Origin of the sequence: Niveispirillum sp. KHB5.9 (assembly GCF_048066115.1) — a bacterium.
GTDB lineage: Bacteria > Pseudomonadota > Alphaproteobacteria > Azospirillales > Azospirillaceae > Niveispirillum.
Genome location: NZ_JBLTYX010000033.1, coordinates 1 through 13314 on the forward strand (window position 1 = coordinate 1; position 13314 = coordinate 13314).

Sequence of the window (13314 nt, forward strand, 5' to 3'; positions counted from 1 at the left end):
AGGCTGCTCACGTGGAGCGGACGAAAAATGCTCATGAAAATTTATTCCGTAAAATATCCTGCGCATAAGTGCGAAATGGCACTTACACCCAAAGGGTAATCCCACGGCATTTTCGAAGTCGATATTTAAATCACATCCATCATTTGCCGATATCTTGCGCAGAATCTAGCATTTCCTCACGTCTCATCTTAATCGGTGGCCGAGGGTGCTCCGTGAGGAAAACCGCGATCACTAGTCATCAACTTTCTCATCCGAAGTGAGTTATCCGCTCATCTCATCCCCATCCCAGTCACGTTATGAGTTCCGCACCTCTGCCGGGCCGCCTACCGACAAGGGCAACACCTCGAACCGGCATGTCATCGATGGGCATGAATGCTCTGTTGTTCACCGGCTGGGCAGCTCGGCCCCTTACATCAAATGCACCACTCAATGCGAATTCCAGCGGGATAGATGGCGGCCAAAGCCTTGCTGGCCCGCAACTTCTCCTCAGCCTCGTCCTCCGTCTCGACGAAGAGAAACGCATCGAGCGAAATACGCACGCGGCCCGGATACAGCCATAGCCGTATTCCATCCGCACCGGCTGCTGCGATGAACTCACGATGGGTGAGACCGGAGTGCCAAACAAAAATGCTGTCCGGCTCCGCCAGCAGCCCGACGGCCGGAAACGTGACCGAAGCCGGGTTCCGATGAACCTGATGAGCGGCGCCGGAAGCATCCTGAACCTCGAAGAGGCCTCGGTCGCTGGGCGGGATGTGCATCATAGATTATGCCTCATAAACAGAGACTCAGCCGCAGGCCGAGGACAACCTGGCATGATTAGTTGGAGGGGAAGCATATTTCGCCAGCGTAGGCCTCCCCTCGATCTAACCGGGCGGTCACTCCCGTCGCGGGACCATCGGGAAGCCATCACACTCGATGTACTCCATGGCGCTGGCCAGCACTTTCAGCGGCACTCCGCTGCCGTACTGCGCGCCAACACCGGGCCGCGTATGGCCGGTCAGGGCGTCATGCACTTCCACACCGACCCCAGCCGCGCGTGCCATGTCTTTGAATTTGTGACGGAAGGAATGAAATGTCAGAAGACGGTTCTTCCGTTCATCCGCATCGACAAACCCACAATCCCTCAGGAACCGGCTGAAGAATTTCGAGAATGTCGCGCCGTACTCTCCATGCCGGTTCGGCGACAAATCTGGGAAGAGCTTTCCACCAACCGTCTTCGCCCGCACAGCATAGTCGATGAATCCGAGGTCGCGCAGGGCCTGATGGATCGGCACCTTCCGACGGGAACTCAGATTCTTCAAATCCTTGTCCGCTGCCACTTTGCCGGTTTCATCCAGGTTCGTCAGATCGATGACCCAGATGCCATCTACCTGCCGCACGTCGGCCGCATCGGCCTGGGCCAGTTCCTCCAGCCGCGCTCCGGTGTATAGCGCCAGGACCGGCAACCAGAACCGATGATCGGTCACAAGATGCTCACCGTTCTCATTCAGTCGAGCGTCGGATTTGGCGCCAGTAAACAGGGGGGCAGAAAAGATGCGTTTGATGTCAGCATCGGAAAAGGGCAGACGGTTTGGGGTCAATGCCGCTCGCTTTGGTTTTGGCGGAATCAGACCTTCCATCGGGTTATCGCTAATCAACCGACTACGCTTGGCCCAAGCCAAGACCGTCTGGATGATCGACAGGTTCTTCCGAATGGTCTTGGCGGCGAGGCGCTCCACCGCTTGGCCTTCATAGAGCCTGATCAATTCAGGCAGTGTCAGCGCCCGATCCCCCCGCCGGGCAGGCCGTGCGGGCTTCTGTTTCATCGCATCCTTGAAGCTGCGGCATTGCGCCGACGTGATCCTGGTCACGGGAAGGTCCGTGCCGATGACCTCGACGAACTGGCGAACAATCGACCGAACCTCGTCGATCTGCCGCCCCCGCATTTCCACATCGCCAAGGTAGCTCTCCATGGCCTGGGTGATTGTCGGTCCCACCGGCTCTGGTTCCGCAAAGGCATGCGCGGGCAGGTCCTGATAGTCGCCAGCAGCCCACGACAAGCCACGGGTCGCCGCCAGCTTCAGTGCCTCCCGATATCGGCCGAACCCGAACTTGTATGCCGGGGAGGATGGGTCGGCCATGTATCCTCGGTTTTCAAGCAGAATGGCCCAACCCCGTTCGATCACGTCGGGGCCGTCAAGCGGGTCCTTTCCTTGCGTGATCAACTTGAGCCGCAAAGTCGCCATCTTGAGGGCCGCGTCTTGATTCTGGCTGTCCAGTGCCGTCATGAACGCCAATCGCTCACGATGCTTCATGGCCTCGTCGACAAGCTCAAGGGCTGCGGCGGGCGTCAGCAGGGTGCCGGGAAGAACCAAATGATTCTGCTGGCTTGGGCGCGCGACCTGCCTCTTGGCAGCGAGAAACGCCGCCTGCACCCGGCCATTAATCTGCCGAACGCGGAATTCGGCGACGTCCCTATCGGATGTCCGAAGGGATTGGGTCCAATGAGTGCCTTTGCCGATGATGTGCTGAATAGCGGCCGGGATGCCCCGGCGGTAATAAAAAATCGAATCACGCTGAATGGTGTGCTGCAATTTTCGACCAGCCAATTGATACACCCCTTTGATACAGAGGGCGTCTTTCGGCAGTCAATATTCTCAGGATTTCAGCGTTCCTGCGCCTCTCGTGAAATCACGAAAGAGGCTGGCGGAGGGGATGAGAGTGCAAGGGGCAAGGGCTGTCAAGCCGTTGTCATGGCTAACCGCCAGAAACGCCCTTATGATTTCATTCATCTTTTCCGCCTGCTGGCTAACGCTGTTCTGACCATCCCTGCCACTCGCAAGGGTGGTGGACATGCGTAGCGCCATCACCGACACCACCCCGAACCGGCATCATCTGGCCGGGCAGTTGCTGGACCTGTCCCGCGACGTTCGCCGCATCGGGTGCGGCTTCCGCAGCGATCCCGAAACCATCGCCCTGGCAAAGGACAGCATCGCCGCCCGGCTGTGCGCCATCGCCCGGCAACTGGAGGGCGGGGCATGAAGTGGGTGCGCCTCTACAACGCCACGGCCAACGATCCGAACTGGCGCATGATCGCGGCTGATACCGGCCTGCCCGTGCATGCGGTGCTGGCCGCCTGGACCGCTATGCTGTGCCATGCGTCGGAAGCCACCCCGCGCGGGACGCTGGCCGGATGGATGGACAAGCGGGCCGCCGCCATCCTGGACCTGAAACCGGCGGACCTGACGGCCATTCGGGAAGCAATGCAGGGCGTTACCCTGGACGGTGACCGGCTGTTGAACTGGGATCAGGAACAGTACGAATCGGACACCAGCGCCGAACGAACCCGCGTCTATCGTGAGCGGAAGAAGCAACGTGACAGCAACGTCACCCCGTCGTCACGAAACGGTGATGAAACGTCACGAAACGGTGATGAAACGTCACGTGACGGTGATGTGACGTCACCGCCTCTGCGCGCGACAGATAACAGATATCAGAATAAAGAACCCCCCCTTCGGGGGGTAAACGCGCGTGAGCGCGCGAGAGGCGACGATCCCGATTTTGAGACGTGGTGGGCCATCGTCCCTAACAAGATCGCCAAGCCCGCAGCAAAAAAGGCTTTCCAGGCAGCACGGCGAAAGGCGCCGTTCGATACCCTGTTCCAGGGCATGGAGCGCTACGCACGCTTCCTGAAACAACCCGGCGCACCTCACGCCTGCCACCCGCGCACTTGGCTGACCAACGAACGCTGGACCGACGAACTGCCCGAGGTGAACTATGAACAACATCGCCACTATCCCCGCCAAGGAACCCGGCGCGTTGGCGCTGCCGCCCTCGCTGCCGACCTTGACCACGAATTTGCGTTGGGCGCTGATGACCGACAGCGTGATGGTGGATACGGGCAGTGGGGTCCGCATGGTGGAAGCACCGTGGAAGGCACCTGCCGACGTGTACCCGAAGACGCAGCGTGAGGCGAAGCGGCGGGCCGAGCTGCTGGACGAAGCGTTGCAGCAGGAAGCGCCCCATCGCGTCGTTCGGGTCTGGTTGACGCAGCTGGCCATCGTCCGGGCAAGCAACAAGCCCCTGGATGACGCCAAGGTGCAGATCCAGGCCATCGCGGGCTTGCTGAACTTCCCGCCCGTCCTGTTCACCCAGGACACGCTGAGGGAGGCCGCCGAGACGGTGGAATACTTCCTCGATTACAAGCACCTGTCCGCCTTCCTGCGTGGCAAGCTGCGGGCGCTGGAGGCGGAGCGGGAACGGTGCCTGATGCTGTCACGCCCCCAGCAGCGCCCCCAGCCCGTCACCCAGCCGGCGGAGCGCAAGCCCGAGCATGTCGCCATGGTGTCCGACTTGGTGAAGGCGTTGACGGCTGGCAATCGGGCCGAAACCGACCGCCTGTGTGCCGCACTGCGGGGGGCGTGACATGGCGAAGTGGCCCTACAACACGACCGAGTGGAAGCGGGTGCGGCTGGACAAGCTGCGGGCTGATCCCCTGTGTCAGTACTGCCCACCCGGTCGGGCACGGGTCGCCACCCAGGTAGACCACGTCAAGGCCGTGGCAGCGGGTGGTGACCCCTTCGCCTGGGCGAACCTGCGCAGCAGCTGCCAAGCCTGCCACAGCCGCAAGACGGCAACGATGGATGGCGGGTTCGGGCATGGCAAGCGGACCCGCATGCCGGTGAGGGGGTGCGACGCCGATGGACGCCCCCTCGACCCCGGCCACTGGTGGAACGGCAGGCCCAAATGAATCTCTGGGAGCCGAAGGGGTAGGACCGCATGGGTATCTCAATTTAGAATTTCGAGGGTTATGAGGGAAATCAATGGGTAAGCGCGGACCAAAGCCGAAGCCGACCACCATTCGGGAGCTGGAAGGCAACCCCGGAAGGCTGCCGATCAACCACGATGAACCCGCCTGCATCGGGGTTCCGGTCTGCCCGGACTACCTGTCGGACGATGCGCGGGCGGTTTGGGAAACGATCATGACCAGCGTGCCGCCGGGCATGATCACCGTCGCCGACGCCCCCTTGCTGGCCGCCTATTGCGAGGCGGTGGCGCAGCACAAGGAGGCGACCATCCGCCTGCGGGGGGAGAAGGACCTGTTCGGCGGGCGCATGGTGACGCCCAGCGGCAAGCCCTCGCCCTACCTGCGCATCATCGATCAGGCGGCCCGCACCATGGCCAGCCTGTCCACCCGCCTGGGTCTGTCGCCTGCCGACCGCACGGGCATCAAGCTGACCACCAACCAGACCAAGGCAGGGAGCAAATGGGCCGGGCTGATCGGGTAATCCGGTTCATCGAGAACCTGACCATCACCAGCGGGGAGCATGCGGGCCGCCCCTTCCTGTTGCGCGACTGGCAGAAGGACATCATCCGCGGCATCTATGACCCGGCAGAGCCGGATGGCCGCCGGCGCGTCCGCACCGCGCTGCTGACCATGGGGCGCAAGAACGGCAAGACGCAGCTGGCCGCCGGCCTGGTGCTGGCCCATCTGATCGGGCCGGAACGGGAATCGCGCGGCCAGATCTACAGCGCCGCCGCCGACCGTGCCCAGGCGGCAATCATCTTCAACGAAGCCAAGGCCATGCTGGAGGCGGACCCCGAGCTGCTGGCCCTGGTCAACATCATCGACAGCACCAAGCGCATTGTTCATTACGCCACCGGCAGTTTCTTTCAGGCCCTGTCCAGCGACAGTAAGTCCAAGCACGGTTTCAGCGCGTCGGTGATCATCTATGACGAGCTTGCCCAGGCCCCGAACCGGGAGCTTTACGACGTTCTGACCACGTCCACCGCCGCCCGGCGGGAACCCCTGACCCTGGTGATCAGCACCCAATCCAGTAACCCCAACCACATCATGAGCGAGCTGGTAACCTATGGCCGCCAGGTGCAGGACGGGGTGATTGAGGATCCGACCTTCGCCCCCTTCATCTTCGCCGCCCCGCTGGAGGCCGACCCCTGGGACGAAGAAAGCTGGTATCTCGCCAACCCCGCCCTGGGTGATTTCCGCAGCCTGGAGGAAATGCGCCAATATGCCAGCCGGGCACGGCGCATGCCGGCGCTGGAGGCGTCGTTTCGGGCGCTGTATCTGAACCAGCCGGTGGACGCGGTTCAACGCTTCATCGCATCGGCGGACTGGGATGCCTGCAAGGCAACGGTGGAATGGGAGGCGTTGCGCGGTCGCCGCTGCTGGGGTGGGCTGGACCTGTCCAGCACCCGCGACCTGACCAGCCTGCAGCTGGTTTTCCCCGATGATGGGGGTGGCCTGGATATCCTGTCCTTCTTCTGGCTGCCTGGGGACGGGCTGGAGGACAGGGAACACAGTGACCGGGTACCCTACCAGCTGTGGAGGGACAAAGGCTATCTGGAGGCCACGGCAGGCCGCGCAATCGATAAACGCGCCGTCGCCTTCCGGCTGGCCGAAATCGCCGCCGCCTTCGACGTGCGCGGCATCGCCTATGACCGGTGGCGGATCGAGGATCTGAAACGCATCCTGGAGGATGAAGGCATCGACCTGCCCCTGGTGGGCTGGGGACAGGGGTTCAAGGATATGGGGCCGGCGGTGGATGCCCTGGAAACCGCCATCCTGTCGGGTGCCCTGCGCCATAGCGGCAACCCGATCCTGACCTGGAACGTGGCGAACGCCGCTATCCAGCTTGACCCGGCGGGCGCACGCAAGGTCGCCAAGGACAAGGCCACTGCCCGCGTTGACGGGCTGGTAGCCCTGGTCATGGCCGTGGGCCTGTACAGCCGGGAGCCGGAGAAGGAAGAACCGGGGATCGAGGTGCTATTCTTCTAGCTGTCTTTTGTGGCTTTCCCAAAATAGAAACCCAAAATAATCGTCAATGCATTTCCCAGGATGTCAGGGATTTTTGTCTCTGTGCTGTTGGAAAGTGCCATATAAACTATGGCGACGGTCATAATAATTGCAATAACTCCAGAAATTCCATTTGTTGAGAATATTTTGTCGTGCCACCTTGATTTATCCTTAATGGAGGCAACCATATCCAATAACTGGGTGTCATTCCTGTAAACTCTAAAATCGCCATCCTTATCAAATACATAATTTATATACGCATCATATTCGTCTGAATTCTGCTTTTTTGCATTAAACCCGACAGTATATAATTTTCCACCAAGAAAACCGTCACGAATTTGCCCTATGAATAAATCTTTGGCGCTAGAATTATAGTGATTAACAATATCAAATATTTCCTGCTGCATCTCCAGTGCGTTCTTGGCCATCGTTCCTCCTTAGCCGAATACCGGCTCCGCTACCATCTTCAAAGATAAAATCAATACCAGCGGCTTCAAGAGCGCTCTGGATTGCTGTGAGATTGGCAGTTGTCAATGTAGGTACACCCGCATGGCTTTCCGCACGCCGGATCGTCGCGATTCCGAGATTAGTAGCCTTAGCAAGTTCATCGGCGCTGATGCCGAGCATTGCCCGCGCGCCTCGAATTTGGAGTCCTGTAATCATATTCCGATCACATGATAGGTTTGTTGACATCATTCAATCCAGATGATACGAAAACTATCACATCATAGCTTTCGTTACAAGACAGGGAGTACCAAATGCGCCAACTTCGCGCCACGGCGGAGCCTTGCCCGCCTGCCTTGTTACCGCTCCTAACCTCGCCCCGTGCCCAGATTGAGGCCGCGATAGAGGCCCTGATTGCCCATCTGGACGCCATGGATCGCGACCCGGACCGGGAACCCGACGCCGACGACGAAGACAGCGACGACAGGGAACATGACCCCTGCGATTTCGGGGAAGGGGAGGAAGCATCATGCTGACCCGCCGTGAAGCCCTGCTTGCCGTCGTCTGCGCTGCCATTGCGACGCCGGCCGCCATGGAACTGTCTGAACAGGCCCAGAGGCAGCAGGTGAAAGACCGGTTCGACGCCATTTGGTCCCATCTGACCCCCACCCAACGGGAGCGGACCATCGCGTATCTGGAATGGCTGGCCGACAACCCACACACCAGCCGGGCAGAGAAGGAACGCCGCATGGATATGGTGTTCGCCTGATAGCACCTTATTTCTTGTGGTCAGGTGACAACATTTTTGTTGAGGCGTTCGCGATGTTGCCCTACTGTTCCCTACAAGATAGTCAGGTGACCATATCCGATGGACGTGCAGGTAAAGCAGTTCCGACACGCGGTCATGTTGAAGGTGGCCGAAGTGTCGAACAACACGCTTCAGAACTGGCTGAAGCGTGGCTTGCTGCCCTTTGGTGACATGGGTTCGCGTTACGCCCGCCGCCTCTATTCGGCACAGGACATCGTCGCCGTTCGCACCATGGTGACCTGTATCGAAAAGGTACACATGGAAGCGCGCTACGCGGCGGTGGTTGCGCAGAACGCGGCGGAGCATTCCACGCAGTTCTACGGCATGCGTCCCGGTACCAAGTTTCTGGATCGGACGTTGTACTGTCAATTTGAAGGCGATGAAATCAGCACGTGGCTAAATGTTGGTACGGCAGGAGTTCTTGATCCTGTAATTGCCATTCCGATTGGCCGCATTATTGTGCAGGTTCTTAGTGACCTTGATACAATGCTTAATGGCCCACATGAAATTGAAGCCTACGCCAATACAGACTTAACGCAAGCCGAAATTGAGCAGTACAGGAATAGGGATTTAGCTCGACAGAAGTATCTCTTGGACGATAGTGCGACGGAACCGCCAACGGAGGTTCCCGAAGATCACTGATCCAGGCCAACGGGAATGAGCGTCGAGAGACGCCCTGTCCCAAGGATGGAAGTACCGAGCGTCGGGAGACGCCCGAACCCGTGATGGAAGTACCCGAACGTCGTGAGACGCCCACCCTCCCTTAGATGGAGCTTTTTTCATGTCCCTTCGTGAGTTGCAGGAAAAGCGCAGCCGGGCCCTTGCTGAAATGCGCAAGATCACCGAGGCCCCCGCCGGTCAGGCGGGTGACCTGTCCGAGGAACAGCGGTCCCGGTTCGAGACGCTGAAAACCGAAGTCACGACGCTGGAGGAGCGGATCCAGCGTCAGAGCTTCATTGATGAAGCCGACCGCCGCGCCGCCGGCCAGCCCCTGACCGGGACCGGGGATGAACAGTTTGATGTCGCGCTGCGCAGTTTCAGGCTGGTGCGTGCCATCGCTGCCCAGGTGCCCGGCCTTGACGTGGATTGCGGGCGGGAACGGGAGCTGTCGCAGGAAATCGCGCGCCGCACGGGACAGAAGTTCACCGGCATGGCCGTGCCCCTGTCGGTGTTCATGGCCCCGGTGGAACAGCGTGTCATCACCACCACCGCCCCCAGCGGTTCGGCAGGCGGCAACCTGATCGCCACTGACCATATGGGCGGACAGTTCATCGATATCCTGCGGTCGAAGCTGATCGTTCGCGGCCTGGGTGCCCGCGTCCTGTCAGGCCTGACCGGCAATGTCGATATCCCCAAGCTGAAACAGTCGGCAACCGCCGGCTGGGTGGCGGAAAACAGCGCCCTGACCCCGTCCGACCTGGGCATGGGCAAGGTGTCGATGACGCCCAAGCATGCCGGCTGTATCACCGAGTTCAGCCGCAACATGATCCAGCAATCCAGCCCGGATATCGAGGCGCTGGTGCGGGATGATTTCGCCGCCGTGCTGGCCGAAGCGGTGGACCGGGTGGCCATCAAGGGTGGTGGCAGCAACGAACCCGACGGGGTACTGGAAACGTCCGGCATCGGTTCGGTGACCATGACGGCTCCGACCTGGGCCAAGGTGCTGGAGTTCATCGAAAAGGTGGAGGTGGCGAACGCCGATACCGGTTCCCTGGGCTGGGCCACGAACCCCAAGGTGGTGCGCAAGTGCCGTTCCACCTTGAAGGAAAGCGGCGATGCCGGGGCCGGGTACATCATGACCGGTCGCACCGACCTTGCCGACTATCCGCTGGCCGCGTCCAATCTGGTCCCGTCCAACCTGACGGATGGGGGCAGCCCCGCCAGCCTGACCCGGAGCGCCCTGATCTTCGGCAACTGGTCCGACCTGTTGCTGGGTTACTGGTCCGCCTTCGATCTGCTGGTGAACCCGTTCGAGGCCACGGCTTACGCCAAGGGCAATGTCAGCGTTCGCGGCATGCTGACCATGGATATCGCCGTGCGGCACGCCGAATCCTTCGTCGCCTGCCAGACCGTGGATACCCAGTGATGACGGGCGGGGCCAAGATGGAACGCCGCATCGCCGCCGAACTGCGTGCCGTGGGCCGCCGGCTGGAAGGCTATGCGGCCACGTTCGGCACGGAAGCCCGGATTGGTGATTTCACTGAAATCATCCGTCCGGGTGCCTTCCGTGCCAGTCTAGCCGGTGGCGGCGACATCCTGGCCCTGGTCGACCATGACACAACCAAGGTGCTGGCCCGTACCCGGTCCGGCACCTTGCGCCTGTCGGAGGATGCGCGCGGGCTGTCGTTCAGTCTGGACGTGCCCGACACCCAGGCGGGCCGCGACGTTCTGGCCCTGGCCGAACGTGGCGACCTGGGCGGCATGTCCTTTGGTTTCCGTGCCACGCCGGACGGCCAGCATTGGAACGGCAAGCGGCGGGAACTGCGCAGCGTCCAGCTGCTGGAGGTGTCCGTCGTCACCGCCTTCCCCGCCTATGACGGCACAAGCGTGCAGGCCCGCGCCGCAACGCCGCACCTGTCCGCCGCCCTTCTGTTTCTGGAGACGTGCCGATGAACGCCCCGGAAGTTATGGAACCCGAAACGCGGGCCGAGGATACGTCATGGTCCGCCTTGTCCGGCCTGAACACGGCCAGCGGCATGCTGGTCAATCCCCGCACGGCGGAAGGGCTGTCGGTGGTGCTGGCCTGTGTCGGGGCCATTGCGGGCGGTATCGCCAGCCTGCCCGCCTATGTCTACCGCCGGGTGGGCAAGGGGCGGGAGATTGACGACGGCCACCCCGTGGCGGACCTGATCCGGCGCGGGCCGAACCGGTGGCAGACTTGGCCGGATTTCGTTGAATGGCTGGTCGCCTCTACCCTGTTGCGCGGCAATGGTCTGGCCGAAATGGTCTGGGATCGTGCCGGTCGGCTGGTGGAGTTGCGCCCCATCCCCTGGGAATGGGTGTCGGTGCAGATGCTGCCCAGCGGCCGGCTGGCCTATGACGTGACCGAGATCACGTCCATCTATGGCGGACAGGGGCGCATGCGCCGCCTGTTGCAGGGGGAGGTAATCCACCTGAAAGACCGCAGCGACGACGGCTTGCTTGGTCGCAGCCGCTTGTCGCGCGCCGCCGCCACCGTGTCCGCCGGGCTGGTGATCCAGGAATTTTCCGACGCCATCTATCGCAACGGTGCCAACCCCAGCGGCTTCCTGACAGCGGAACAGAAGCTGTCGCCGGAACAGACCACGTCGCTCAAAGACCAGATGGATCAGAAGTTCGCCGGGGCCGGACGGGCCGGAAAGATCATGGTTCTGTCGGGTGGCCTGCGCTGGTCACAGATGACCATCTCCCCCGAGGATGCGGAGATGCTGGCAAGCCGGCGCTTCACCACCGAGGAGCTGGCGCGGCTGTTCAACATCCCGCCGCCCATCGTCGGCATCTGGGATAACAGCACCTTCACCAACTCCGAGACGGCGGGCCGCTGGTTTGCCCAGCACACCCTGAATGGCTGGATCCGCAAGATCGAGACGGAGTTTAACCGAACGGTTTTCACCGCCGCCGATCCTCGCGAACTGTCGCTTGATCTGGCCGGCTTCCTGCGTGGTGACCCGGAAAGCCGGTGGCGCTCGCACGAAATCGCCCTAAAAAACCGCGTCCTGACCCGGAACGAGGTTCGGGAGGAGGAGGGGTATAACCCGCTTCCCGATGGTGACAATCTGGACCCCGCCAGCACCCCGCCGGCGGACCCTGCCACTGTCCCGGCGGTGGAGGTCTGACCCATGGTCAAGCATAACGCCCTTCCCCAGAACCTGCCGCCCATCGGCTTGTGCCGTGAAGCGGCGGCATCGTTCATCGGCATTTCACCGAGCAAGTTCGATGCGATGGTGCTGGATGGGCGCATGCCGGGGCCAAAGCGGATCGACGGTCGCCGCGTATGGGATCGCCGCCAGCTGGAGCGCGCCTTTGCGGCGCTGCCGGGTGACGAAGATGACGACGCCAACCCCTGGGATGAAGTCGCATGACAACCGTTCGGCTGAAATTCATCCATCGCTATACGAACTGTCGCGGAAAGGAAGTGATCTATTTCCGTCGCAGGGGGCAGAAGCGGATCAGATTGCCCGGTCCGGTGGGTTCGCCGGCCTTCCTGAAAGCGTACAACGCGGCGCTGGCGGGTGAAGGGGAAAAGCAGCCATCCGTGAAGGCCCCGCCACCCGGCAGCCTTTCCGCCCTGTGCGAAGCCTACTACCGCAGCGCCGATTTCACCCGGTTGAGCGAATCGACCAAGGCAACCTATAGCGGGATCATTGAGAATTTCCGCGTCAAGCATGGGCACAAGCCGGTTGCCAAGCTGGAGGCCCGCCATGTGCGCGGCTTCATAGACGACAAGAGCGACACCCCCGCCGCCGCCAACAACCTGTTGCGCATGCTGAAGCTGTTGATGCGGCACGCCCTGGAACGTGACTGGATCAAGATTGACCCCACCCAGGCGGTTCGCCCGGTGCGAAACAGGACGGACGGCTTTGCCACCTGGTCAGAGGATGATATCGCCCGCTATGAGGCGTTCCACGCCGTGGGCACGCGAGAACGCCTGGCGTTCGCCCTGTTGCTCTACACGGGTGCCCGCCGGTCGGACGTGGTCAAGCTGGGCTGGCAGCATATCAAGGGTGACCGGCTGGTGTTCCGTCAGCAGAAGACAGGCGGGCGGGTGTCCATACCCATCCACAAGGACCTGTGGGCCATCCTGTCCACCCTGCCGCGCGACAGGCTGGCGTTCCTGTCCACCCGGTACGGGAAGCCCTTCACGGCGGAGAGCTTCGGGAACTGGTTTCGCGGCACCTGTAAGGATGCCGGCCTGTCGGATGATTTGAGCGCCCATGGCCTGCGCAAGGCCGTTGCGCGGCGCTTGGCGGAAGCCGGATGCACCCCGCATGAAATCGCGTCGGTGACCGGGCACAAGAATGCCAGCGAGGTAGACCGCTACGCCAAAGACGCGAACCGGGAGCAGATGGCAGACACCGCAATCGCGTCCATCGGGACCAAACGCGGAACACCCAATGGCTAACCGTCTAAAACCGTTAGCCACAAACAGGGGAAAAGAGATGAGTTATCAATTCCCTTATCGGGAAAATGGCGGAGGGGATGAGATTCGAACTCACGATACGCTTTTGACGTATACCCGCTTTCCAGGCGAGCGCCTTCAACCACTCGGCCACCCCTCCGCACTGGATGG

General features: G+C 61.4%; 17 protein-coding genes, 1 tRNA gene and 1 pseudogene. 13 read left to right on the plus strand and 6 right to left on the minus strand.

Annotated elements, in window-relative coordinates; all coding sequences use genetic code 11:
- Nucleotides 1-413 precede the first annotated feature (413 nt).
- The 3 genes and pseudogenes from ACM9HJ_RS29120 to ACM9HJ_RS29130 form a co-directional block, all read right to left on the minus strand.
- A complete protein-coding gene (locus tag ACM9HJ_RS29120; RefSeq protein WP_416575312.1) occupies nucleotides 414-761 on the minus strand; it encodes a hypothetical protein in 348 nt (115 codons plus the stop codon).
- 114 nt (nucleotides 762-875) lie between these two features.
- Nucleotides 876-2354 carry a site-specific integrase gene (locus ACM9HJ_RS29125; protein WP_416575350.1) on the minus strand — a complete coding sequence of 493 codons (1479 nt, stop codon included), beginning with the start codon at nucleotides 2352-2354 and terminating at the stop codon, nucleotides 876-878.
- A 93-nt stretch (nucleotides 2355-2447) separates the two neighbouring features.
- Nucleotides 2448-2597: pseudogene (locus ACM9HJ_RS29130) on the minus strand (DUF6538 domain-containing protein); the annotation flags it as partial.
- A 235-nt stretch (nucleotides 2598-2832) separates the two neighbouring features.
- On the opposite strand from ACM9HJ_RS29130, the gene ACM9HJ_RS29135 reads away from it, so the two are divergent.
- From ACM9HJ_RS29135 to ACM9HJ_RS29160, 6 genes are all read left to right on the plus strand, one after another.
- Entirely contained in the window at nucleotides 2833-3021 is a 189-nt protein-coding gene (locus ACM9HJ_RS29135) for a hypothetical protein (protein ID WP_416575313.1), read from the plus strand.
- Nucleotides 3018-3950: a hypothetical protein gene (locus tag ACM9HJ_RS29140; protein WP_416575314.1), complete on the plus strand. Its 933-nt coding sequence runs from the start codon at nucleotides 3018-3020 to the stop codon at nucleotides 3948-3950. The genes ACM9HJ_RS29135 and ACM9HJ_RS29140 overlap by 4 nt, the downstream gene beginning before the upstream one ends.
- The gene (locus tag ACM9HJ_RS29145; RefSeq protein WP_416575315.1) at nucleotides 3928-4404 is read left to right on the plus strand and encodes a hypothetical protein; all 477 of its coding nucleotides are present in this window, start codon (nucleotides 3928-3930) and stop codon (nucleotides 4402-4404) included. Before ACM9HJ_RS29140 ends, ACM9HJ_RS29145 begins: the two co-directional genes overlap by 23 nt.
- A 1-nt stretch (nucleotide 4405) precedes the next feature.
- Complete coding sequence (locus ACM9HJ_RS29150; protein ID WP_416575316.1) at nucleotides 4406-4729, plus strand: HNH endonuclease; 324 nt, start codon at nucleotides 4406-4408, stop codon at nucleotides 4727-4729.
- 73 nt (nucleotides 4730-4802) lie between these two features.
- Nucleotides 4803-5267, plus strand: coding sequence for a P27 family phage terminase small subunit (locus ACM9HJ_RS29155; protein ID WP_416575317.1), 465 nt, complete (start codon nucleotides 4803-4805; stop codon nucleotides 5265-5267).
- Nucleotides 5246-6775 carry a terminase large subunit gene (locus ACM9HJ_RS29160; RefSeq protein WP_416575318.1) on the plus strand — a complete coding sequence of 510 codons (1530 nt, stop codon included), beginning with the start codon at nucleotides 5246-5248 and terminating at the stop codon, nucleotides 6773-6775. The genes ACM9HJ_RS29155 and ACM9HJ_RS29160 overlap by 22 nt, the downstream gene beginning before the upstream one ends.
- Here ACM9HJ_RS29160 and ACM9HJ_RS29165 read toward each other — a convergent pair.
- Together ACM9HJ_RS29165 and ACM9HJ_RS29170 are read right to left on the minus strand one after the other, a co-directional pair.
- The gene (locus ACM9HJ_RS29165; protein WP_416575319.1) at nucleotides 6772-7221 is read right to left on the minus strand and encodes a hypothetical protein; all 450 of its coding nucleotides are present in this window, start codon (nucleotides 7219-7221) and stop codon (nucleotides 6772-6774) included. The genes ACM9HJ_RS29160 and ACM9HJ_RS29165 overlap by 4 nt on opposite strands.
- A complete protein-coding gene (locus ACM9HJ_RS29170; protein ID WP_416575320.1) occupies nucleotides 7181-7420 on the minus strand; it encodes a helix-turn-helix domain-containing protein in 240 nt (79 codons plus the stop codon). The genes ACM9HJ_RS29165 and ACM9HJ_RS29170 overlap by 41 nt, the downstream gene beginning before the upstream one ends.
- Before the next feature lie 346 nt (nucleotides 7421-7766).
- Here ACM9HJ_RS29170 and ACM9HJ_RS29175 point away from each other — a divergent pair, with 346 nt between their 5' ends.
- The 7 genes from ACM9HJ_RS29175 (at nucleotide 7767) to ACM9HJ_RS29205 (ending at nucleotide 13146) form a co-directional block, all read left to right on the plus strand.
- Entirely contained in the window at nucleotides 7767-8006 is a 240-nt protein-coding gene (locus ACM9HJ_RS29175) for a hypothetical protein (RefSeq protein WP_416575321.1), read from the plus strand.
- A gap of 99 nt (nucleotides 8007-8105) precedes the next feature.
- Nucleotides 8106-8687, plus strand: coding sequence for a MerR family transcriptional regulator (locus ACM9HJ_RS29180; RefSeq protein WP_416575322.1), 582 nt, complete (start codon nucleotides 8106-8108; stop codon nucleotides 8685-8687).
- 139 nt (nucleotides 8688-8826) lie between these two features.
- Nucleotides 8827-10131 carry a phage major capsid protein gene (locus ACM9HJ_RS29185; protein ID WP_416575323.1) on the plus strand — a complete coding sequence of 435 codons (1305 nt, stop codon included), beginning with the start codon at nucleotides 8827-8829 and terminating at the stop codon, nucleotides 10129-10131.
- Nucleotides 10131-10658, plus strand: a complete 528-nt coding sequence (locus ACM9HJ_RS29190; protein WP_416575324.1) for an HK97 family phage prohead protease — start codon at nucleotides 10131-10133, stop codon at nucleotides 10656-10658. The genes ACM9HJ_RS29185 and ACM9HJ_RS29190 overlap by 1 nt, the downstream gene beginning before the upstream one ends.
- On the plus strand, nucleotides 10655-11860 hold the full coding sequence (locus ACM9HJ_RS29195; protein ID WP_416575325.1) for a phage portal protein: 1206 nt from the start codon (nucleotides 10655-10657) through the stop codon (nucleotides 11858-11860). Before ACM9HJ_RS29190 ends, ACM9HJ_RS29195 begins: the two co-directional genes overlap by 4 nt.
- Before the next feature lie 3 nt (nucleotides 11861-11863).
- Nucleotides 11864-12106, plus strand: a complete 243-nt coding sequence (locus tag ACM9HJ_RS29200; protein ID WP_416575326.1) for a helix-turn-helix transcriptional regulator — start codon at nucleotides 11864-11866, stop codon at nucleotides 12104-12106.
- The gene (locus tag ACM9HJ_RS29205; protein WP_416575327.1) at nucleotides 12103-13146 is read left to right on the plus strand and encodes a tyrosine-type recombinase/integrase; all 1044 of its coding nucleotides are present in this window, start codon (nucleotides 12103-12105) and stop codon (nucleotides 13144-13146) included. Before ACM9HJ_RS29200 ends, ACM9HJ_RS29205 begins: the two co-directional genes overlap by 4 nt.
- A 66-nt stretch (nucleotides 13147-13212) precedes the next feature.
- Here ACM9HJ_RS29205 and ACM9HJ_RS29210 read toward each other — a convergent pair.
- A tRNA-Ser gene (locus ACM9HJ_RS29210) sits at nucleotides 13213-13303 on the minus strand.
- Between the last annotated feature and the right edge of the window lie 11 nt (nucleotides 13304-13314).

Coding starts and splice junctions, on each gene's coding strand:
- ACM9HJ_RS29120 (WP_416575312.1), bottom strand. CDS start 761: ATGATGCACATCCCGCCCAGCGACCGAGGCCTCTTCGAGGTTCAGGAT.
- ACM9HJ_RS29135 (WP_416575313.1), top strand. CDS start 2,833: ATGCGTAGCGCCATCACCGACACCACCCCGAACCGGCATCATCTGGCC.
- ACM9HJ_RS29140 (WP_416575314.1), top strand. CDS start 3,018: ATGAAGTGGGTGCGCCTCTACAACGCCACGGCCAACGATCCGAACTGG.
- ACM9HJ_RS29150 (WP_416575316.1), top strand. CDS start 4,406: ATGGCGAAGTGGCCCTACAACACGACCGAGTGGAAGCGGGTGCGGCTG.
- ACM9HJ_RS29155 (WP_416575317.1), top strand. CDS start 4,803: ATGGGTAAGCGCGGACCAAAGCCGAAGCCGACCACCATTCGGGAGCTG.
- ACM9HJ_RS29160 (WP_416575318.1), top strand. CDS start 5,246: ATGGGCCGGGCTGATCGGGTAATCCGGTTCATCGAGAACCTGACCATC.
- ACM9HJ_RS29165 (WP_416575319.1), bottom strand. CDS start 7,221: ATGGCCAAGAACGCACTGGAGATGCAGCAGGAAATATTTGATATTGTT.
- ACM9HJ_RS29170 (WP_416575320.1), bottom strand. CDS start 7,420: ATGCTCGGCATCAGCGCCGATGAACTTGCTAAGGCTACTAATCTCGGA.
- ACM9HJ_RS29175 (WP_416575321.1), top strand. CDS start 7,767: ATGCTGACCCGCCGTGAAGCCCTGCTTGCCGTCGTCTGCGCTGCCATT.
- ACM9HJ_RS29180 (WP_416575322.1), top strand. CDS start 8,106: ATGGACGTGCAGGTAAAGCAGTTCCGACACGCGGTCATGTTGAAGGTG.
- ACM9HJ_RS29185 (WP_416575323.1), top strand. CDS start 8,827: ATGTCCCTTCGTGAGTTGCAGGAAAAGCGCAGCCGGGCCCTTGCTGAA.
- ACM9HJ_RS29190 (WP_416575324.1), top strand. CDS start 10,131: ATGACGGGCGGGGCCAAGATGGAACGCCGCATCGCCGCCGAACTGCGT.
- ACM9HJ_RS29195 (WP_416575325.1), top strand. CDS start 10,655: ATGAACGCCCCGGAAGTTATGGAACCCGAAACGCGGGCCGAGGATACG.
- ACM9HJ_RS29200 (WP_416575326.1), top strand. CDS start 11,864: ATGGTCAAGCATAACGCCCTTCCCCAGAACCTGCCGCCCATCGGCTTG.
- ACM9HJ_RS29205 (WP_416575327.1), top strand. CDS start 12,103: ATGACAACCGTTCGGCTGAAATTCATCCATCGCTATACGAACTGTCGC.